Origin of the sequence: Sphingobacterium sp. UBA7038, assembly GCF_002494055.1 — a bacterium.
GTDB classification, from domain to species: domain Bacteria; phylum Bacteroidota; class Bacteroidia; order Sphingobacteriales; family Sphingobacteriaceae; genus Sphingobacterium; species Sphingobacterium multivorum.
The window spans coordinates 22,346-44,372 of the sequence record NZ_DLAV01000008.1 but is presented as its reverse complement, the minus strand read 5'-3'; the positions used below and the strand labels follow the sequence as shown (position 1 = coordinate 44,372).

Annotated in this window: 10 protein-coding genes; all 10 read right to left on the bottom strand. The window is 39.5% G+C overall.

From position 1 onward, the window contains the following. Nucleotides 1-7: 7 nt before the first annotated feature. Nucleotides 8-2,389: an ABC transporter permease gene (locus B3H30_RS03235; RefSeq protein WP_286833250.1), complete on the bottom strand. Its 2,382-nt coding sequence runs from the start codon at nt 2,387-2,389 to the stop codon at nt 8-10. 64 nt (nt 2,390-2,453) lie between these two features. Then, nucleotides 2,454-4,862 carry an ABC transporter permease gene (locus tag B3H30_RS03230; protein ID WP_286833246.1) on the bottom strand — a complete coding sequence of 803 codons (2,409 nt, stop codon included), beginning with the start codon at nt 4,860-4,862 and terminating at the stop codon, nt 2,454-2,456. Between the two features lie 48 nt (nt 4,863-4,910). Next, nucleotides 4,911-7,313, bottom strand: a complete 2,403-nt coding sequence (locus tag B3H30_RS03225; protein ID WP_286833245.1) for an ABC transporter permease — start codon at nt 7,311-7,313, stop codon at nt 4,911-4,913. A gap of 69 nt (nt 7,314-7,382) precedes the next feature. Next, entirely contained in the window at nt 7,383-9,803 is a 2,421-nt protein-coding gene (locus tag B3H30_RS03220) for an ABC transporter permease (protein WP_286833242.1), read from the bottom strand. Nucleotides 9,804-9,866: 63 nt separating this feature from the next. Next, a complete protein-coding gene (locus B3H30_RS03215; protein WP_286833240.1) occupies nt 9,867-12,242 on the bottom strand; it encodes an ABC transporter permease in 2,376 nt (791 codons plus the stop codon). A 136-nt stretch (nt 12,243-12,378) separates the two neighbouring features. Further along, a complete protein-coding gene (locus B3H30_RS03210) occupies nt 12,379-14,781 on the bottom strand; it encodes an ABC transporter permease (RefSeq protein WP_286833236.1) in 2,403 nt (800 codons plus the stop codon). A gap of 47 nt (nt 14,782-14,828) precedes the next feature. After that, a complete protein-coding gene (locus tag B3H30_RS03205; protein ID WP_286833369.1) occupies nt 14,829-15,506 on the bottom strand; it encodes an ABC transporter ATP-binding protein in 678 nt (225 codons plus the stop codon). 90 nt (nt 15,507-15,596) lie between these two features. Next, nucleotides 15,597-17,963 (bottom strand): ABC transporter permease, encoded by a 2,367-nt coding sequence (locus B3H30_RS03200; protein WP_286833235.1) that lies wholly within the window; start codon nt 17,961-17,963, stop codon nt 15,597-15,599. Nucleotides 17,964-17,993: 30 nt separating this feature from the next. Next, entirely contained in the window at nt 17,994-20,369 is a 2,376-nt protein-coding gene (locus B3H30_RS03195) for an ABC transporter permease (RefSeq protein WP_286833232.1), read from the bottom strand. Between the two features lie 82 nt (nt 20,370-20,451). After that, the gene (locus B3H30_RS03190) at nt 20,452-21,705 is read right to left on the bottom strand and encodes an efflux RND transporter periplasmic adaptor subunit (protein ID WP_286833229.1); all 1,254 of its coding nucleotides are present in this window, start codon (nt 21,703-21,705) and stop codon (nt 20,452-20,454) included. Between the last annotated feature and the right edge of the window lie 322 nt (nt 21,706-22,027).

The following is a 22,027-nucleotide window of genomic DNA, read 5'->3' as shown; positions in this document are numbered from 1 at the left end:
ATATAAACTATTCATCGTGCAAACTTTTTACAGGATTGGCATATGCGGCCTTGATGGATTGGAAGCTTACCGTAAATAATGCAATCGCAATGGTTATCCCGGCGGCATATAGAAATATAGTAACTGGGAGCGTTGTTCTAAACGCAAAGCCATCGAGCCAGTTTATGCTGAAATATACAGCTATCGGTATAGCGATGACATTGGCTAAAATGACAAGGAGTAAAAATTCCCTATTTAGTAATTGTATGATGTTGAATACCGTTGCACCAAGGACCTTTCTGATGCCAATTTCTTTGGTTCTAACCTGTGCTGTATAAGTACATAGTCCTAAGAGTCCTAGACAGGAGATAACAATGGCAATCATCGCAAAAAAGTTGAATAAGGTGCCTTGTTTCTGTTCATTCATATATTGCTTTTGATAGTTTTCGTCAAGAAAACTATAACTCATTGGCATATCATCATAATAACTTTTCCAGATTTGCTGTAAGGTATTTAATGCGGATTTTGTTCCGGATGCTGTTGTTTTAACGTAAAGCTGCCAGCAATCTTTTGGACTATATTGAAATACCATGGGTTCGATTTTTTGTCTCACGCTGGCATAATTAAAGTCCTTTACAACACCAATAATAGTTCCCGGAACTGTTCGAATGCGTAAGCGCGTGCCAATAGGATCTTTTAGCCCCATTTCCCGTACTGCCGTTTCATTGATAATGAAATGTGTTGAATCGGCTATGGAACCCGTGAAATTACGGCCTTGGGTAATTTTTATCTTAAAAAAGTTGAGCGCAGACTGATCGGCGTATGTCATATTGAACCAGAGATTTGATTTGCTGGGTTTTCCTTCCCAATCGTTATCTCCTGTTGAACCGCCGCCGTAAACCATATCTCGTCCTAAGCGGATTACCGCATTAATATCCTTATTTTTTAATAATTCAGTTTTGACTGCATCAAAATGACTGGACATTTTGGGGGCCATGGCAACGGAAATAATATGATCTTTTTCATAACCAAGGTTTTTATGCCGGATATAATCCAATTGACGGCCAATAACGATTGTTAAGGTGATCAGGATGATAGAAACGGTAAACTGTAGGACTACCAATATCTTTCTTGCACTGGAGTTTTTGAGGACAAATCGGCCTTTGAGCACTTTAATCGGATCAAATTTTGATAAAAGCAGGGCCGGGTATACACTTGTAAGTGCCAATGTCCCTATAAGCATGATCAGCACACTTAGCCATAGCGTGGAATTAAAGAGCTGTAAAGAAATCTGTTTGCCCGAGAAATTATTAAACCAGGGAAGGCCGATAAATACGAGCGCCAGTGCTAGTAATGATGCAAGGGTAAATAGCATGGCCGTTTCCAATATAAATTGAAAAAAAAGTTCTTTTTTGCCCGCACCAATTATTTTGCGAATTCCTACTTCTTTTGCTCGGGATAAAGAGCGTGCTGTGGAAAGATTGATATAATTGATACTTGCGATGACAATAATCATAATTGCTACACCTATAAAAATCCGAACACTTCCAATGCCACCGTCGCTGCCGTCCATTTGATAGAGATGCACTTTTGCGAGTGCTTGTGTAACATAGGGAACAGGGGCGTCTTCAGGTTTGTTCCTTTCATGTATCGCCTGTAGCTTTTTTGAGACTGCAGCAAGATTTGCATCAGGCCTTAGCAACAGATAGGTTTCAAACGAAAAACTGGACCAATCTTCATCCATGGACGATAGAAAGGTCTTATTATCATAGGTCGTTTTATTTTTAATATAGGCCTGTTCGTTAAATCTCGAAATGGGAAGCAGAACCTGAAATTGAAAAGTGGAGTTTTCTGGATAATCGGCAATGACACCTGAGACAACACATAGATCCTCTATACCTAATGTTACAGTTTTTCCAATGGGATTTTCATCGCCAAAATATCTGTGTGCCGTACGCTGTGTAATTACAATGGAATTGTTGTCAGGAAAAGGCTGTTTTGGATTGCCCTCTAGTAGCGGAAAATCGAAAATACTAAAATAACTGGGGTCTACAAATGCAAAATTCTTTTCATTAAATCTCTTCTCCTTATATTTAAGTGCAGCATCTCCAATCTTAAAAATACGTACTGCATCTTGGACTTCAGGAATCTCTTTTTTTGCAAAACTCCCTACGGGAGCAATGATGGATCCAAAGATTCGTTTTGATATCCCTGTTCCTCCTTCTATACCTATTTTGTAAATGGATCCCTGATGTTTATGGAATCGGTCAAAGGACAGCTCATCCTGAATCCAGAGCAATAGGAATATCCCCACAACCAATCCTGCTGTTAATCCTAAAATATTAATGGCACTATAGAATTTATTAGAAAAAATACTTCGCCATGCGGTTTTGATGAAGTTCTTTATCATTGTTATGGGTTTTAAGTGATTAATACATGTTATAAATAATAAACCTACTGCTTTATGAACACATTCATTCGTCCCTTAAACTATTTATTGGATTTGCTTTTGCTGCAAAGACACTTTTGGTTGAAAGTACAAAACTCGCAAATGCAATCAATCCTAGGGCAGAGAGTCCAAAAATCCAGGGACTTATTGTTGTTCGGTAAACAAAGTCATTGAGCCAGTTATGCATAAAATAATAAGCAATGGGAAAGGCGACCAGACAGGCTATGGCAACCAACGAAAGTAAATTTTTAAGGAGTAGAAATGTGATCTGGAAAACAGATGCACCGAGTACTTTACGAATGCCTATCTCTTTTGTACGTTGATTTGCCGTAAAGATTGCTAATCCAAATAAACCCAGTCCAGCGATGAGCACAGAAAGTCCTACTGCCCAGGATAAGAGCTTAGACAGCTGCTTCTCTTGTGTATAGAAGTTTTGGATTACCTCATCCACAAACCGCAGGTCCAATTCATCATCGGGGAAAACCGATTTGTAGCTTGACGTTATTTTATCAATGGCATTTTTCCAGTTTTCGGGATGTGATTGATCCAATGCAATATGGAGTACATATCCTTGTTTGCTACCTGTATAGAGCACTGGTTTAACCGCCTGCCGGGCAGAGGCCAGATCAAAATCCTCCATTACGCCAACGATGATATTTTGTCCATTTTCGAAGGTTTTGCCAATGGCATCTTGCGGATTTTTGATATGTAGTAATTCAAGACCTTTTCTATTGATCAACATTTCACTCGTGGAATCCAGTAAACGGACATTTCTTCCTGCTAGAAGTGGAATTTGATAGACATCTAAATAGTTTTCATCACCCGATCGGCTATCAAAAGTCAAGGATTCTTTGTCTGCTGATTGATCGTAGGTAATTGCTGTGGTCATCCAACCGTTCATCGCGGGTGCAATGTTCCCGAAACTGATTGCCTTAATATCTGTTAGCTTTTTGAGCTCATTTTTAAGGACCACACCTTTTGCCGAATTTTGGAAAGCTCCCGGAATGTAGACATTCACAATAGCGTCTTTTTGAAATCCCATATCCTTATGAGTGACATAGTTGATCTGCCGAACAACAACGAGCACACAAATGAGAAAAGCCTGTGCCATGACAAACTGAAAAATAGTTAATGCTTTGCGTACCCAAGTACTTCTGGAAAGGTTGGTGTTTTTCCCTAATTGATTTTTGAGTGCCAGTACAGGGGCGTAACCCGTCAATACCCAAGCAGGATAAAATCCGGCGAGAATAGTGACTGTCATAAGCTGCCCGATTAAGAATAAAATAATAAAGGTTTTGTCTAAACGGTCTAAACTTAAATTTTTGGGAATAAATCCTTCAAAGACATGTAAAAACAAAGGCAGTAATAGCACTGCGAGTACTGTCGCCGACAAGGTGATCAGAAATGTTTCCAGCAAGAATTGTTTTATCAAGGTAGATTTGGAACTGCCCAAGGTTTTGCGGATACCAACTTCTTTGGCTCTTTCAATGGATTGCGCCGTGGATAGATTGATAAAATTTACCGCACCTAGCGCTAAAAGAAAGAACGCCAGCAATATTAAGTTACGGAGAGCTTCGGGATGGGTGGCGTCGTAATTAAATCTTGTGTCAAAATGAACATCAGCCAAAGGTTGTAATTCGAGTTTGTCGGTGATTTTTTGGCCCTCTTTGATTTTATATTTCTTAAGGAGGCTTGCAATATTACGCTCCAGAAGATGTGGGTTGCTTTGTGCTTTTGTCTTGATGAGCACCTGATGGGAATCAGATATGCTGTTCCATGCATCCCAGGTATACATGTTCTTTAAGTTATTGTCTTGCGGGATAGTTGACTCAGCTATGAAACTATCAAAATTGAAATCCGAATTATGTTGCGGATTTTCGATTACACCCGCGACTTGAAGTGGGATACTATCTGCATAGATGATGGTTTTGCCGATGACATTTGTTGGGAGTTCTTTTCCATAAAACTTTTCCAATGATTGCTGCGTAAGGATAATATTTCCGGAAGAATTCAAGGCCTTAGCATTGCCAGCCAACCATTTCGAAGGAAAAATGTCGAAATATTGACTGTTGGTGAAAACTATCTTCTGCTCTTTTGGAAAAGTTTGGAATTTATCTGTTGTCACGGAAACTTTTAGTTTTTGAACATGGCTTCGATAAATGGGAGCCACGGCTTCTATGTTTGGTAGCTCCGATTCCATGGTACGGACCAATGGCACATAGACACCTGCATTTTTAAATTCACCATTGTTAACAACCCGATATACTTGTTCTTTATTGGGAACATGCTTATCAAAACTGTAGTCGTATTGGATCATTAAGAAAATCACCAGCGTAGCGGTAATGCCAATCGCGAGACTGGTGATATTGATGAAAGTGATCAACTTATGTTTTTTTAAAAAACGATAGGCTGTTTTAAGAGAATTTACAATCATAGTTATTTCGTTTTTTGTTCACCCTACATGTTACCGTGATCTGTATCGCTATTCATCCCGTAAACTATTTACTGGATTTAGTAATGCGGCTTTAAAAGTTTGGAACCCAATTGTAATAAATGCAACAAATGTCACTGTCAGGACAGCGACCACGTATGCCCACCAAGGCATCTCGATATGGTATATAAAATTATTTAGCCAACTATTAAATAAGTAATATGCAATTGGTGCCGCAATCAGAAACGCTATACAGATCAATTTAATGTAGTTCGCGGACAGTAAATGAATAATGCTGCTGATACTTGCACCTAGCACTTTACGGATACCGATCTCCTTACTTCTTGATTCGGCTGTATAGGCAGCCAGTCCTAATAAACCCAAGCAGGCAATAAATAGAGTCAAGCATGAAAACAGAGTCATAACATTGGATGAACGAATCTCATTTTCATATTGATCCTGTACATGTTGATCTAAAAAAGAGAAATCAAAAGCGGCATCGGGGGCAATAGCTGTATAGATCTTTTTTACCTGCTCCATATAAGTTTGAAGATCAGCTGTTTTATAGCGGATCAATAAATTACGGGGAGATTCAGAAGGATTATTCATGGTATAATAAGTATATCCACCAATCTCAGATTTTAGGTTTGTATAGTTAAAATCTCTAACAATACCGGATATAATGGAATTTGTCGCACTCATCTCTGTAACGATATGCTTCCCTATAGCTTCATCGGGTGTTTTGTAACCTAAAAATTTCATTACTTTTTCGTTGATCAGGACATAACATGTTGAATCAGTACGACCGATAACATCCGGTAAATCCGTTCCCGCAAGTAATTTTAGTCCTAAAGTATTGATCGTCTTGCCATAGGTGACACAGGTTGAGGTTGGTAGTCCCTGCTTGTCGGTCGTTAATTTATAAGTTGTTTTTCCGCTTTCATTGAATCCGGGTATAGATTGTGCAAAAGTAGTGGATATCGTGTTGGTCAGGTTTTGAACTTGTTGGCCTAGTGTATTTAGCTTTTCTTGATTTTTCAAAGAACGAATCGAAATAGATACAACATTTTCGGGCTGATAACCTAAATCCTTATTGCGGATAAAGCTCATTTGAGTGAGCATAATACTGATGCCTATAATCAGTACGATCGAAATAGAAAACTGGCATACAACTAATATTTGTCTGATTAGGATTGTTTTTCCTTGTTTGTTGTATCCTTTGTTCATTAAGGATATCGATTTTATATTTGAAAGGAATAGCGCAGGATAGCTGCCTGCAACAAGCGTAATGACCAGCCATGCTAATGCCAATATTCCAAGCATATCCCAATTAAGAAGATGTTGAATTGTCATATCAGTCTTACCGACCAAATTGAACGCAGGAATGAGTATAATGGCGAGGACAATCCCAATGAGCATAGCCGAAAAACTGATTGTTGCGGTTTCTACGAAAAAACGAATAATGAGCTGGCTACGGGTAGCACCAAGTACCTTATTGACACCCACCTGTTTCGCATTTTTTTGCGATTTAGCTGTTGCTAGATTCATGTAATTGATGCATGCTATCATAATGACTAGAAAGGCAAGAACAGATAGTGTCCTAATGATGTCTATATTTCCGGCGCGTGTGGTAACTCCGCTTGTTAGATCTGATGAATAGAGGTGTACCTTTGATAATGGTTGGAGAAAAAATTGCGTATAATACTGATGGTCTTTTTCGATGTATCTATCAATTAATTTGGTAGCTTCTTGAGCAATGTTTGCTGGATCGGCACCTTTTTTTAATAGGATATAAGTTTCGTAACTCGCATTGCTCCAGTGTACATTTTGCCCCATCCATGAATCCATAATATTCATGACCATGTTGCAATCTATTGTGCTATTTGCTGGAAGATCTTTAAAAACACCGGTTACCTGCACGGTATCGCGCTGGTTGATGCTAATTAATTTGCCTATTGCTTCCTGTTTACCGAATAACCTTTCTTTTGATGATTGAGACAGAACGATGCTTTTTTTATTTAAAAAAGCGGTATGTGCATTGCCTTCAATAAATTGAAAATCGAATATGGAAAACAGGGAAGAATCTGCTAGGTATAATTGTTTTTCGGAGAAATTATCATTTTCGGTGCGGAGAGAAGCCGTCGCACCGTACCCGTCTTTTACAAGACGCACCATATTATCCACCTGCGTAATGTCTGACTTTAAAGCTGGACCTACGGCATTAGGGAGCGTGAGCATTTTTTCCTGATTATATTCTGCGGATAGTTTCATGTAGACCCGGTAGATATTGTCAGCTTTTGGATACATAGTATCAAAACTTAGTTCCTGGCGGATAAAGGCAAATAACAACAGCGATACACAGATACCTATAGCCAGCCCACTAATATTAAGGATACTGAAAAATCGGTTTGCTCTAATCGTCCGCCAAGCTGTCTTTATATAGTTCTTTATCATGATCGTATGTATTTGTTTCTTGCTTATATATTTATTGGTGCTTTACTAAGTCTGTCTTAGTGATTCTATTTATTCATCCCGTAAACTGTCTACAGGGTTCATTCTGGCAGCCTTAAGTGTTTGATAGCTGACTGTAAATAATGCGATCAAGATTGCCGCAAAACCAGCAAAGGCAAACATCCACCATTGCGGCTCAATGTGGTAAGCGAAGTTGTCCAACCATTTTTTCATCGCCATCCAGGATAGCGGCGTTGCAATGAGGAGAGCTACAACCAGTAATTTGATGAAGTCAGAAGAAAGCAGCAAGATTAAATTGTATAGTGATGCGCCGAGTACCTTACGTACACCGATTTCTTTGGTACGTTGCTGTGCTGTGTAAGTAACAAGACCTAACAGCCCCAGACAGGCAATGAAAAGTGCTAATCCAGAGAAAGCCGTAAAAAGTCTTCTGAAATTAAAGTCAGCTTCATATTGTCTATTAAAATTATCATCCAGAAAGCTATATAAAAATGGTCGGTTGGGTATCAGTTCATTCCACAGTTTGCCGATTCTGGCAACAGTCTCAGCTTGGTCTCCGTGTTGGATATTCACGGTTAAATAGCGGCTGCTACCTGGTTCTAGTCGTAACGCTAAGGGTTCAATTTTGCGGTGTAAGGAGAGGTAGTTAAAATCTTTCACCACACCGATAACTGTTCCTTCTCGTCCCCATTGACGGAACTGCTTGCCAATAATATCCTGTGGATTTGAATAGCCCCATTGCTTTGCTGCAGATTCATTAATAACAAGCGAATGAGCGGTATCAGCAGGGAAATTTCTCGAATAAGCACGCCCTGCAGCCATCTGTAAACCTATATTAGGGATAAAGTCTACATCGACTTCGTATAGGAAAGGAGCAAATTGAGTCATCGTTCCGTTTGCCGACATGATTTCGGTTCCCGCATTTGGAAAAAATGTTCCCGGTACCGTGCGCGATGCGGTGACAGACAAGACATCTTTATCTTTTGCAAGCGTGGACTTTATAGCTTCAAGGTTATTGTTTACCTTATCATCAAAATTATAATCTATCACAAGCCGTTGATCTTTTTGGAATCCAAGATCTTGGTGTTGCAATTGATTGAGTTGAGAAAAGACCACAACAGTACCTGCAATTAACGCAATGGAAAGACAGAATTGAAAAACAACTAATACGCGACGTAATAGTGTCCCCCCTTTGCTGGTACTATAAGTGCCCTTGAGTACTGTAATTGGTTTAAAATTGGCTAAGATCAGGGCCGGATAGCTTGCCGCCAATAGGCCCGTAAAAATGGTCGTTATGATGAATATTGCCCAGGTCGTTGCATTTTGCAAGGACGAGTAATTAAGGTGTTTGCCCGAAAATGCTTCCAAAAAAGGCAGAAAAGCCACCACTAACACTATCGCTAAAATACTACTGACGAATACTAGAACCAATGATTCAGACATGAACTGAAAAACGAGATTACGTTTGCTGGCACCAATGGTTTTTCGGACACCCACCTCTTTCGCTCTTTCCATAGACCTGGAGGTAGCGAGATTCATAAAATTCACACAGGCGATAAGTAAGATAAATCCACCAATGATACTGAATATATATAAATTTTGATAGTTGCCGTTAGCTCCCGGTTGCCGATCTGCTGCTGAGTGCATATAGGCTTGGAGCATAGGCTCGATGTGAAAATTATATCTTGCGTTTGAGTTTTCATTTGTTGGCAGATGCCGTTTTAGAAACGCAGGTATTTTTTGGTTGAATTTTGCAGGATCGAAATCTTTTGAGGCCAGGAAGTAGGTATAGAAGTCTACATAATCCCAACCTTCTTTTTCAAAGACTCCTGGAAGTGCTTTTCGGAAGGTGGTCATGGAGAGTAGTGCATCAAAAGTAAAATGCGAGTTGGCCGGTACATCGGCCATTACGGCTGTTACGGTGTACAGTCCCGCATCGGCGCGGCCTGCGGCTAATCCACCTTCGAGCGTTTTACCAATAGGATTTTGGTCTCCAAAATATTTTTTTGCCGTACTTTCTGTTAATACCACGGAATAGGCATTTTTTAAGGCCGTATGAGGGTCGCCAGCGAGAATTTTCCAGCTGAACACATCAAAAGCGGTGGAATCCATAAAAAACACATTTTCTTCCTGGAATCTTTTATCGCCCTGTTTGAGTAGGATGGAAGTCTGCCCTGAAAATTGAACAACTTTCTCTATTTCTGGAAAATCTTCCTTAAGGGCTTCTCCGATAGGTCCATTGCCCCAGATTTGATGCTGCTCGGTACTGCTTACATCTTTATAGTCATGGACGATGCGGTAAATACGCTCTTTATTTACATGATATTTGTCGTAAGACAATTCATTTTGTACATAAATTGCTATCAATAGGCAACAGGCCAAGCCTATTGCCAGACCAATGATATTAATGGTCGAATATCCTTTATTTTTTGAGATATTGCGCCAGGCTATTTTTATATAATTGCGGATCATAGCTTTATTTCTTAATCTTTAGTGTATAGATAACGATCATCTACTTTCTTATATTTCAGCTTTTTATTCATCTCTTAAACTATCGACGGGGTTCGACAATGCTGCCCGAACCGCCTGGTAACTGACCGTGATAATGGCAATCAGTAGGGCCAGAATACCACCGAAGACAAATGTTTGCACTTCGAGATCTGTTTTATAGGCAAAATTGCTCAACCATTGTTTCATCAAGTAAACTGCAATAGGGCAGGCAATCAGAATGGCTATAGCCACAAGTATTACGAAATTCTTCCCCAATAGACGCACGACACCAAAGGTGCTCGCTCCAAGAACTTTACGGATACCGATTTCCTTAATGCGCATTTGGGCTTCATGGGTCGCTAATGCAAATAGTCCCAAAGCGGATATAAAAATGGCGATGCCTGCAAAAATATTGAACAACAGGCCTGTACGTTGCTCGGATTTATAGAGATTATCGAATTGCTGATCAATGAAGGTATAGTTAAATGGGGCATCTGATGGATAGCGGTTATAGATTTTTTCTAAAGCTTTAATGGCCTCAGGAGCTTTTGTCGTACTCGTCTTAACATACAGCGTGCCCCCTCCCCAGCGTGTCCAGAAGACTATTGGGCCGATCTTATCCTTGATGGATTTGAAGTGAAAATCTTTTACCACTCCGATGATTTGTCCAGGAAAATCGTGGAAAGTCATATTGGATCCTACATATGGCGGCTTTAAACCCATTTGCTTCGCTAAGGTCTCGTTGATGACGTAGCCAGACGAATCAGCGGGCATACCGCTAAAGTTTTTTCCTTCGAGAAACTGCATGTTCATCAAGGGGATAAAGTCCTTATCGATAGTAGCCTGAGAAACAATCAATTTGTTATCTTTTGACTTACCAGGCCAGTCTATATCGCCTGTGGCATTTCCGAAATCTGTCATGTTGTATACACTGGATAGGGATACTCCCTGTATTGCGTTATTGTTTTTGAGCTCGGCACGTATCGCGTCCATATGTTTGTAAGCCTCCTCAGGAAGACCAAGTGTTAGGACATGATCTCTGTCATAGCCGAGGTTGATCTTTTGGATAAAAGCCAATTGGTTTCGGATCACCAGCGTACATACAATAAGTGTTACAGAGAGTGTAAACTGGAAAACCACCAATATTTTACGCATCGTATTTGATGAAACCCCTTTCAATGATTTTCCTTTCAATGAGTTAATTGGACTGAACGAAGAGAGTTGAATTGCCGGATATATACTCGAAAGTCCCAATGTACCTATAATTGCAGCCCCGATGTACAGCCATATGGTCGTATTATGGAAAGAAAGGCTGATCGATTTCTGCGCGATTTGATTATATCCTGTATGAAGGATCAAGATGAGGATGAAAGCTATCAGTAGCGAGCAAAGAAATACAACAGCAGTTTCTGTGATAAATTGTATGAATAGGTGGAAACGATTGGCGCCGATTATTTTGCGGATACCAACATCTTTCGCCCGGTCCAATGCTCTTGCAGTACTTAGGTTGACATAATTTACTGCGCCGATCACTAACAACAATATGGCGATGACCCCAAAAATCTGGACCATGCGGAGCGTCGATTTATTTCCGTCAGGAGCGATGAGGTGCATGGTTTTGAGTGGATCTAAAACAAAGATGGTCGAGTTTTCACCGTCACGAGCTTTGGTATAGGTGTCTGTAACAGATTTTCCGACAAGGGCTGCTGAAGCATGAGGTTTGACCTTAATATAAGTTGAAAAACTGTAGTTGCCCATATCTTCATCGATTGTTTTCCATTTACCATTACCGCCCCAGTTTGTAAACCGCTGTGCATGATAACCTAATGGGATCACCACATCAAACTGCATTGAGGAGTTTTGTGGGATATCGTTCAGGATACCCGCTACAGTGAAAAGATCTTTTTGGTAACGGAAAGTTTTTCCAATGACGTTTTGAGCACTAAAAAGTTTTTCGGCTGTCGATGCCGTAATCAGTGCCTGTTTATAATTTTCCTGAAAACCGGAAAGGGAACCCTCTTGCAGGGGAAAATGAAACATCTTGAAAAAATTACCGTCAACATAGTAGATGTTCATGTCAGTTATCGGACGTTTCAGCTTATCGTTGACCAAGGTGACATCGTAATCCTGTGAAACTCGCGTTGCATAGTCTACCTCCGGTACATTTTGCGCATAGTTTCCTATAGGGCCGGGAGATCCTCCCCATATCGAACCATTGTGTTCGGGGTCTAAATGTGAATTGACTTTATAGATATCCTCGTAATTTGGATGGAATTTATCAAAGCTCTGCTCATCTTGTACCCAAAGGATAATTAATATAGAGGCCGTAAGACTGACTGATAGACCTAGAATATTGATAGCGGTATAAAATTTCCGTTTCCTTAATTCTCTAATGGCAGTTATTAAATAGTTCTTTATCATAAGGACAGGTGTTTATTGTATTAATCAATTCTATTTTTTGTTTTTTCAGTACAGGTCTTTTAAAAACAAGGATTGTGATGGGATCATTGCTGATTCCCATCATTCTCCTTGATCACTATTGAGCTTCTTGACTGTTCTATTCATCTCTCAGACTATTAACCGGGTTTGCACGCGCTGCTTTGATGGATTGATAGCTCATGGTAAAGAATGCGATAAAAAGAGTCGCGACTGCCGGAATCATAAACATCCACCAGGATAGATCAATTTTATACGCAAAATCATCCAGCCATTTGTGCATTGCCCACCAGGCAATAGGGGAGGCAATTAATATGGAAACGAGAATAAGTTTGATGTAATCTTTTGATAATAGACCGATAATACCCAAAACTGTACTTCCCAAGACTTTTCGAATACCGATTTCTTTTGTACGTTGTGCTGTTGTTATGGTGACAAGCCCAATTAATCCCAAACAACTGATCAGAATCGTTGTTGAGGTAAAGAGATTGATGATCTTTGAGAATTTTAGATCACTGCTGTATAACTCTTTAATTTGTTGATCATAGAAATCGTATTTAAATGGAGCTTTAGGATAATATTTCTTCCACTCTTTTTCAATGTGCTTTAGTGTTTCTGGCCAGGTCGCTGAATTGTTATTCAGCTTCACGCTTAATCTGTTTAATTCCCATTTCTTCACGGAGCTTAACATAACCACAGGTTGAATGGCGGCATGATGGTTTTTTGTATGGAAATTGTCAGTTACACCCACAATTTGCCGCTGTTTGTCCGTAAACGTAACAAAGCTCCCAACGGCATCAGCTGCAGATTTGAACCCTAATTTTTGCACGGCAGCTAAGTTTAAAGCAATACCTGTACTTGTATCGGCTAGCTGTAGCGGGCGACCGGCAAGCATTTTGAAATTATAGAGCTTAAAGTTATCTTGATCGGCAAATTTCATTTGCACATCTGCCTGCACTTGTCCGGTATCACTTTTTACAAACAGGGCATTTCCCCAATGGTCGTTGCTCATCGGAAGATGACCTAAGGATACCTGTTCTATACCCGTTATATTTCTAAGTGCTTGTTTAAAAACGAAAGGATCAACCTTACTGTCCTGATAACTTTTACTTGGAAAGTTGATGGTGATAATCGCATCCTTGTCAAAACCGGGATTACTTTGCAAGGAGTGCTTCAGCTGTAAACCAATAATGCAAGTTGAAATAACAAATAATTGCGCAATCAAAAATTGAAAGATGATGAGCATTTTTCGAAAAGATAGATTGCCAAATTTGGTACCTTGAGTATTTGAAATTTTAATGACTTCAACAATCTTAATTTTATTAGTTAATAGGATCGGGTAACCTGAAGAGATTAATGTAATAAGAATTGTAAGTGCTGCCAAAAAGAAAAATACACCCCATGGGTCTGGATATAAATTGAGCTGATTGGGAATATAGGAAGCTAGAATTGTTTGAATAAGGATAAGTAGGGGCCAAGATAAAAGAACCGAAAATGTTGTTATGCACAATGTTTCCAGCAAAAAGGACTTAGTGATCCTTTTTTGGCTTTCACCCAATGTTTTTCGGATGCCAATTTCCTTTGCCCGTTGTGGAATTTGGGCTGTAGCCAGATTGATGTAATTGACACAGGCTAGCAAGAGTAGAAAGAGACCAATACCGATAAGTCCAAACATGATTTTCTTGTCTACATTGTTTTGAGCGAAAGAAGTAAAATGCAAATCTTTTAGCGGTACTGTATTGAGATGCATCTTAAATCCAAACTTGTCAAATTCAGCATGTGTCATCTCATAAGCCTTTTTGTCGGTTTCCTTTATTAAATTGGGAAGTGAAGCGGAAGATTTTACCTTTATAAAAAGCTGCCAATTTGAATTTGAATTGTTCCAGTTGCTGCTGTTCCATTCCTTTTCAGGGATCCTGATAAATTCCTTGGCCAAAAAGCTACTCGGATGGACCAGATCTTTCACCACTCCGGTGACATTATACAGTGTACTATCATAAGACAGTGTTTGCCCAATGATCTGGTTTATTGGTGTGCCCGGAAAATAGAGTTTTGCGCGAGACTCGGTTAATATAACTTCGTGACTGCTGGTCAGTATATTTTTTTGATCACCGGCCAGCCAGACATAAGGGGTCATTTTGAAGTAATCTCCTGTGGTACCGATAATTTCCGGTTGATCTTCAAATTCGATTTTCTGTTTTTGATTTGTATTGCTAATACGCTCGAAGTATTGCTTGAATACAGGTACTGTAAGTTCAACGTTTGCGAAGTTTTCTTTGATATATGCCGGTAAAGGCGCAGGAATACCGTCAAAGTGATCCAGCTTATCCTTTTCTTCGTAAGAGCTGTGTACCTTATAAATCAATTCCCTATCGGGATGATGCTGGTCAAAACTAAATTCATAATTGACAATACGGAAAATAAGCCAACAGGCACTTATTCCAATGGCAAGTCCAATTACATTTAAAAATGTAAAAAGGCGGTTGCGCCAGAGTTGTCTAAAAATTAACTTAATGCTGCTCATCATTATTAGGGTTATCGGGTTAATAGCTAAGTCACCACGTTATTTCTTTATATTGCAGTTGTTTCCATAATAACTTGTCCGTCTAACATGCGGATTACACGATCAGAAAATTTGGCATCATGTTCACTATGTGTTACCATGACAATCGTTGTACCAGCTTCGTTCAATTCGGTAAGCAGCTGCATGACTTCGTTACCATTATTGGAATCGAGGTTACCTGTAGGCTCATCGGCAAGAATCAATTTTGGATTGTTCACGACGGCACGAGCAACGGCCACGCGTTGTTGTTGACCTCCCGAGAGCTGCTGAGGGAAGTGATTGCGACGGTGCATGATCTGAACCTTCTCAAGGACTTCTTCTACACGTTTTTTACGCTCAGCGGCTGGAACGTTGGTATAAACAAGTGGAAGCTCCACGTTTTCAAATACAGTCAGTTCATCAATTAGATTGAAGCTCTGGAATACAAAACCAATATTATGCTTGCGAAGATCTGAACGCCCACGTTCCTTAAATTTAGCAACCTCAATGTCATTGAATAGATAGCTTCCTTCATCCAAATCATCCAGTAATCCGATGATATTGAGTAATGTCGATTTTCCACAGCCGGAAGGTCCCATTACAGCAACAAATTCCCCTTCTTTAACATGAATGTTTAGGTTGTTTAATGCGACGGTTTCCACTTCTTCAGTGCGGTAATACTTTTGAAGGTTTGTGATCTTGATCATATTTTTTGTGCTCATGGTTTTTATGTTTTTGTATCCTTAGCGAAATTGCTTTGGACGGTTACTGTTTTTATTATTAAACTCGTTTAAATTTTATTGATCTCTTAATGTTTTGGTGGGGTTGGCTATTGCTGCTTTAAATGCTTGTGAACTAATAGTCAATAAGGCAATGATAATTGCTGCAAAGGCGCTGATTATAAAAATACTCCAGGAAATCTCCACATGATGTACATAGTTGGTTAACCATTTGCTCATAATGATCCAGGCAATTGGAAAGGCAATAATACATGATATTGCCACAAGAATAACAAATTCCCGATTGAGCATCTGGATAAGCCCTGATACTGAAGCCCCCAGTACTTTGCGGATACTGATTTCTTTGGCACGCTGCTCTGTTGCAAATGCGGCCAGGCCAAACAGTCCCAGGCAGGATATAATGATGGACATAATAGCGAATACACTAGAAAGTCGCTGTACAAAAAGCTCGGCTTGAAATTTAGCGTTGAAGCTATCATCTAAAAATTTATAGTCGAAAGGGAAGCCCGGATTATTTTTGACGATCACCTTTTCGATTTGCTGGATCGCATTTGGTAGATCTATTCCCGCTTTGGTTTTGATTGTCATGATGCCATTATCTCTGTTCATTGGTATGAATAACATTGGCTCAGGATCAGCATACACGTTGTTGTAAACAAAATTCTTGACAACGCCTGCTATGGTGAATTTCTCGTCGCCATAGCTGATGATGTCGCCGGCGACGTGACCATCTTTTCGGATCAGTTTCGCTAATGCTTCATTGATGACGACAGATGTACTATCGCCCAGGAAATTTTGATGAAAATTTCTCCCGTCAAATAGCTTGAGATCTAAAGCCGGGATGAGTCCTTCGTCCGAACGTAACATGCCAATTAAAATACTTGCATTCGGATCTTTTCCCTCCCAGCTGAAGCCGGAGCTGTTGGAATAAATATTAAGGATACTCATATCACTGACACCCACTTCTTGGACGGCTCCTGTTGCCAATAGTTGACTTTTAATCAAAGGGAGGTGTTTAGCCATATCACCTTGGAGTGCTGTTGTCAATACTTGACTCTTATCGAATCCGAGATCTCTGTTTTTGTTGTGTTGGATCTGTTGATAAATAATAATGGTACTGATAATTAATACGACTGAAGCAGAATATTGAATGACAACCAGTCCTTTTCGGATAAGACTACCGCTACCTGTCTTTTGCTTTGTACCTTTAATGCTCGAAAGCGGCTTAAATGCAGATAGAAAAAATGCAGGATAGCTCCCGGCAAACAAACCGCACAAGACCGTCACAGTAAGTAAAAAGCCGATGTGTAAAGGTTCGAAAATATTGACCTGTAGTTCTTGGCCGATCATTGTATTGAAAGGGCGGATAAAGATGTAAATCAATAGAATCGCCGCTAATGAAGAAATTGTTGCTAATACGATCGATTCTCCCAAGAATTGTGCAATCAAGGATTGACGGCTAGCACCAATAACTTTGCGCATGCCCACTTCTTTTGCTCTTTTTTCTGATCGGGCAGTTGCAAGATTCATAAAGTTGATGCAGGCAATTAGTAGAACGATCCAAGCGATAAAAGTAAATAGGCGAATATTTTTAATACCACCTTCTTTTTCATTTCCGCTGTTGTCAAACTGATTGTAAGTAATCCAACGATCCATTGGATAAAGATAGTTTTGCGAAAATGTAACATCACCATTGGTTTTCTTTTTGACGAAATCCATCATCTGTTTGTTGATCTGATCTACATTGGCGTTTTCATCAACCTGTACAAGTGTTTGTAAGCCATTATTCCCCCAGGTTTCCAGCCAATCTTGTCCAGATTCGTATTTCTTAAACGGGATGAGCCATTGAAAACTAAAACTACTGTTTTTAGGTAAATCCTTGATGACAGCTGCTACGATAAATGGTTCCTTATTATTTGTTTTGACAGTTTTTCCCAATGCGGGACGGTCCCCAAACAATTTTTTTGCACCTGTCTCCGATAGGATAATATTATTCACTTGATCGAATGCACTTTTACGATCGCCTTCTAAAAATTCTAAAGACAGTACATCGGCAATGGTACCATCAGCATATAGTCCTGTTTGGAACAAATTATTATCGCCGACTGAAAAGAGCATCGGGGTATCCCAAGTCATACGGACTGCATGTTTAATACCAGGAATCTCTTTCTCTATGCTTTGTGCAAATGGTCCGGGGGTAGATTGAAAAACATAGGTGGCACCGTCGTATGTCTGTTTTGATTTGACAATATAGATATCCTTTTTGTTGGCGAAATTATCGTTGTAACCCAACTCGTTTTCCACCCATAGAAAAATCAACGATGCCGCAGCGATGCCGACCGCCAATCCGAAAATATTAAGAAAGCTGTAGCCTTTGGTTTTCCAGAGGTTGCGAAGTGCGGTTTTAATAAAGTTTTTAATCATCGTATATCGTGTATTATGTATTTTATTTTTCTATTCGTCTCTCAAAATTTTTGTGGGGTTTACCATTGCCGCTTTGAGCGACACCGATCCAGCCGTAAGAACAACCAATAAAATAGTTATTAGGGCTGCTAGTAGGAAAACCCAAGGATCTATTGATGTGCGGTAAACATAATTATCCAACCATTTCGAAATAATCATCCAGGAAAGAGGAAAAGCAATCAGGAATGATACGACTACCGGGATCATATAGTCTTTGCCGATCATCATGACAATATCCTGTGTCGATGCACCCAGGGTTTTACGGATTCCAATTTCTTTCAGTTTAGCTTCTGTGCTGAATAAGACGAGTCCGGATAGGCCAACACAGGAAAGTAATATGGTTATAGCGGCAAACAACTGAACAAGCGTTCCATGGATAATATCCCTTTTATACATTTTATCAAAAGATTCGTCCATAAAGGCATAATTGAAGGTTGATTCAGGATTGTACTTTTTCCATAGCTTTTGGACAGCACCAATCGCCTGTTCTTCATGTCCGGGACTCGTTTTTACATACATTCCCCCAAGTGCATAGCCCATGCCGGAAAAAAAGATGCAAGGTTTTATGGCTGTTTTAAGATCATTGAAATTAAAATCCTTCATAATCCCCATAATGATCAGCCGTTTCCCCTGAAAAGTAATGGTTTTACCAATCGGATTTTTTAATCCCATTTGCTTAATTGCCGTTTCATTTAGTAGCGCGTGGCTGCTATCCGAGGGATTGTTTTTAAAACCATCTCCTTCTGCTAATTTAATACCTAATACAGAAGTGAAATTTGGATCGATAGCAACGCGTCTAATGAAAAAATTGGACTGCCCTTGGTCTTTTCCATCCCAATCGATGTCGGCGGTTTCAGACCCAATGTTACTGATGTCATTGCTGGCCGCAGTGACTCCTACAATACCCCGTTGATTCTGCAGTTCGTCTCGAATTGCGTCATAATGCGTCAAGAAGTTTTTCTGTTCAAATAAAAAGACATTTTCTTTGTCGTATCCCAAATCCTTGTGACGCATATAGCGCAGTTGTTTCTCAAAAATAAAAGTGGTGATAATCAGTATGACCGTGCAGCAAAATTGTAGGACAACAAGGCCTTTTCGTAGATTATTTTTGTTGCCAAATAGTGTACTATTATTTTTTAACTGGCTCAACACCTTGTTGCTTGAGAAAAGTATTGCAGGATAGATCCCTGCGATTATTACAGTGACGACAAAGGTGAGTAAAAAGATAAACCATAATTCGGACGCAAAAAAGCTGAATTGAATGTTTTTTTCAGCAAGGGAATTAAAAAATGGGATCGTTAGGTAAGCGAGTAGGATAGCAGTACATAATGAAATTAGAAACACCACCGCAGATTCGGTCAGATATTGAAGAAATAGATGACTTCTCTTGGCGCCAATAATTTTACGAATACTGATTTCCTTTATTCTTTTTGTAACTCGGGCCGTAACTAAATTGACGTAATTAATACAGGCAACGAGTAAGATAACAAGGGCAATGATTGAAAATATATAAACGGACTGCATACCGCTATCATCACCTTTAGGAGTATATAGATTTGTTTGTGTTATTTTCTGAAGGAAAAATGCAAATTTAGTATACAGTGGATTTCCTTGAAAATTGCCTTTTTGAATAGCAGTGAGTTGCTGTGCTACCTGAGCGGGGTTGGAACCTGGCTTTAGCAAAAAATAGATGTAATATTGAAAATTACCCCATTTTTCATCCAGCGGTTCTTTGGAAAGGCTGGACAATAGTTCAAATGGCAATAGATAATCAGCCTTAATGGAACTATTGCTAGGAAAGTCCCTAATAACAGCAGTAATTAAAAAAGGTTGCTTACCAGTTTTTAAAATAGGGTCAACTTCTAAATAGAGCGTTTGTCCTAGTGGATTTTCATTTTTAAAATATTTATTGGCAATCTTCTCTGTAATGACAATAGACTGTTTTCCCTGGAATAATTTGTCGGGAGTCAATTCTCTTATAGAAGCATCAAATACTTTGTTAAAAGTACTGTCAACATAAACTCCATGTTCGGTGGCCATAAGTTCGCTCTTATTGAACTGTATGCCTTGTGCGGCACTAATGCGGCAAGCTTCTTGTATCGCCGGAATTTTTAATTTTCCGTATAGTGCAATTGGCGGTGGTGCAGCATGAACGAATTGGTCATTTTCCTTGTCGAAGTTTGTTGACAGTTCATAGACTTGATTCGCATTATGGAAGACTTTATTAAAGGACAATTCGTCTGTGATCCAAAGTGCAATAACAATAACCACTGTCAGACTAATGCTTAGTCCGGTTAGATTCAGAAGAGTAAACCTCCTGTTCGTCAGTAAGGAACGAATTGCAGTTTTGATCGCGTTCTTTATCATTGTTCTTTTAATATGATCACAGCGGTTATCGAAAAGATTTGATGCTCTTAATCGCCTTCTCTTCGATAGTCGCTATATGATGTTACTTTTTAATATTCAATTCTTGAACCTTATCGTAGGTTTCATAGCTCGATACGATAACTTTATCTCCCGGTTGTAGGCCCTTGATAACCTCATAATATTCAGGATTTTGTCTTCCAAGCTGGATATCTACACGATATGCTGTAGATCCATTTTTGTCCAATTTAAAGATCCAGTTACCGCCGGTCTGTTGATAAAATCCACCTTTTGCCAGCAGCAAAGCTTTTGTTTCATCACTTAATGCAAGACGTATTTGCAGGGTTTGACCACGACGTATCCCTTTCGGAACATCGTTGATAAATTCCATGTCAACCTGGAATCGACCATTGGTGACTTGTGTGTACACTTTCTTGATACGGAGTTTATATGTTTTCTCCCCGATGGAAAATTCACCTTGTAGATCTGGGAAAATACGGTTGATATAATGTTCGTCAATATCAGCACGGACTTTAAATCCTGTCAAAACGTCGATTTGTCCCAACCGTTCCCCGGCGTTTTTGTTTTGTCCAATTTCGGCATCGAAGGCAGTCAATTGTCCGTCAACAGGTGCCCTAACGATTAAGTCCCCAATTTTCCTTTTCATCAGTTCCAAAGCGCTTTGTGTACGTTGATAAGTCTGTTTGTCCTGATTGGTTTTTTGCGCATTGGAGATTTCGTCTTGTTTCAGGATCTGTTTGGTCAAGCTGACACGCTCTTTTTGATAATTATAATCGTTCTTTGATTTTTCGAATTCTTGTGTTCCAATCGCTTTTTCAGCGAGCAATTTTTTATTGAGGTTATATACACGTTCTGCTTCTCTGTAGGCTTGTTCCACATCAGCCATTTGGTTGCGGTTATTAATGGAAGCTTGTTGGGCATTGGTTTGCGCAATCTGGGACTGTGTCAATAAATTCAAAACTTGCGTTTCTTGTTGAACCAGAGTGAGCTCCTGATCCGTATTGGATAGGCGCATGATGGCATCTCCTTTTTTCAAGATAGCACCATCTTCTACAAATTTTTCCTCTACACGTCCACCCACAGAAGCATCGAGATATATACTACTAATCGGAAGTACTGTACCGTTTATGGGGATAAATTCTTGAAAGTTACCGTTTTTTATTTCGACAATAGAGATGCGGTCAGCTTCTACATTGAGTTTGCTTTTACCAGATGTAAAATAAAAGCTGGCGCTGATTAAGCCAACTAAACCAGCAACCCCTACAATGGTCATGATACGTTTGCTATTCCACTTCTTCTTTTCTAAAGGTCTGTCCATAATTTAATATCAATTTCGTATGTAACTATGAAAGCTGTGCCAATAATTTAATGTATTGATTTATAGTTGTTTATTTTGTTTTGTTTAGCGATCGGTGTTCGATAGCGGACACTTCTTGTACGAAGACGTACAACTGTCGTTTTTTGCTATCTATTGTGGTAACTGAGGCACTCTGAATAACTATAACCACAGGTTGTGGTGAGGTCTAAGGGTTTTTGATAAAATATCCTTACTCGGTATTCCCCTGATCTTATTCGTAGTCCTATTGATCTTTTAAGATGGTAACTTAACAGCAGTATCTAAATAATACTATATTCGGACT

Excerpts from the sequence above, each read along its gene's own strand:
- B3H30_RS03235 (WP_286833250.1), bottom strand. The coding sequence starts at position 2,389 with ATGATAAAGAACTTCATCAAAACCGCATGGCGAAGTATTTTTTCTAAT.
- B3H30_RS03230 (WP_286833246.1), bottom strand. The coding sequence starts at position 4,862 with ATGATTGTAAATTCTCTTAAAACAGCCTATCGTTTTTTAAAAAAACAT.
- B3H30_RS03225 (WP_286833245.1), bottom strand. The coding sequence starts at position 7,313 with ATGATAAAGAACTATATAAAGACAGCTTGGCGGACGATTAGAGCAAAC.
- B3H30_RS03220 (WP_286833242.1), bottom strand. The coding sequence starts at position 9,803 with ATGATCCGCAATTATATAAAAATAGCCTGGCGCAATATCTCAAAAAAT.
- B3H30_RS03215 (WP_286833240.1), bottom strand. The coding sequence starts at position 12,242 with ATGATAAAGAACTATTTAATAACTGCCATTAGAGAATTAAGGAAACGG.
- B3H30_RS03210 (WP_286833236.1), bottom strand. The coding sequence starts at position 14,781 with ATGAGCAGCATTAAGTTAATTTTTAGACAACTCTGGCGCAACCGCCTT.
- B3H30_RS03205 (WP_286833369.1), bottom strand. The coding sequence starts at position 15,506 with ATGATCAAGATCACAAACCTTCAAAAGTATTACCGCACTGAAGAAGTG.
- B3H30_RS03200 (WP_286833235.1), bottom strand. The coding sequence starts at position 17,963 with ATGATTAAAAACTTTATTAAAACCGCACTTCGCAACCTCTGGAAAACC.
- B3H30_RS03195 (WP_286833232.1), bottom strand. The coding sequence starts at position 20,369 with ATGATAAAGAACGCGATCAAAACTGCAATTCGTTCCTTACTGACGAAC.
- B3H30_RS03190 (WP_286833229.1), bottom strand. The coding sequence starts at position 21,705 with ATGGACAGACCTTTAGAAAAGAAGAAGTGGAATAGCAAACGTATCATG.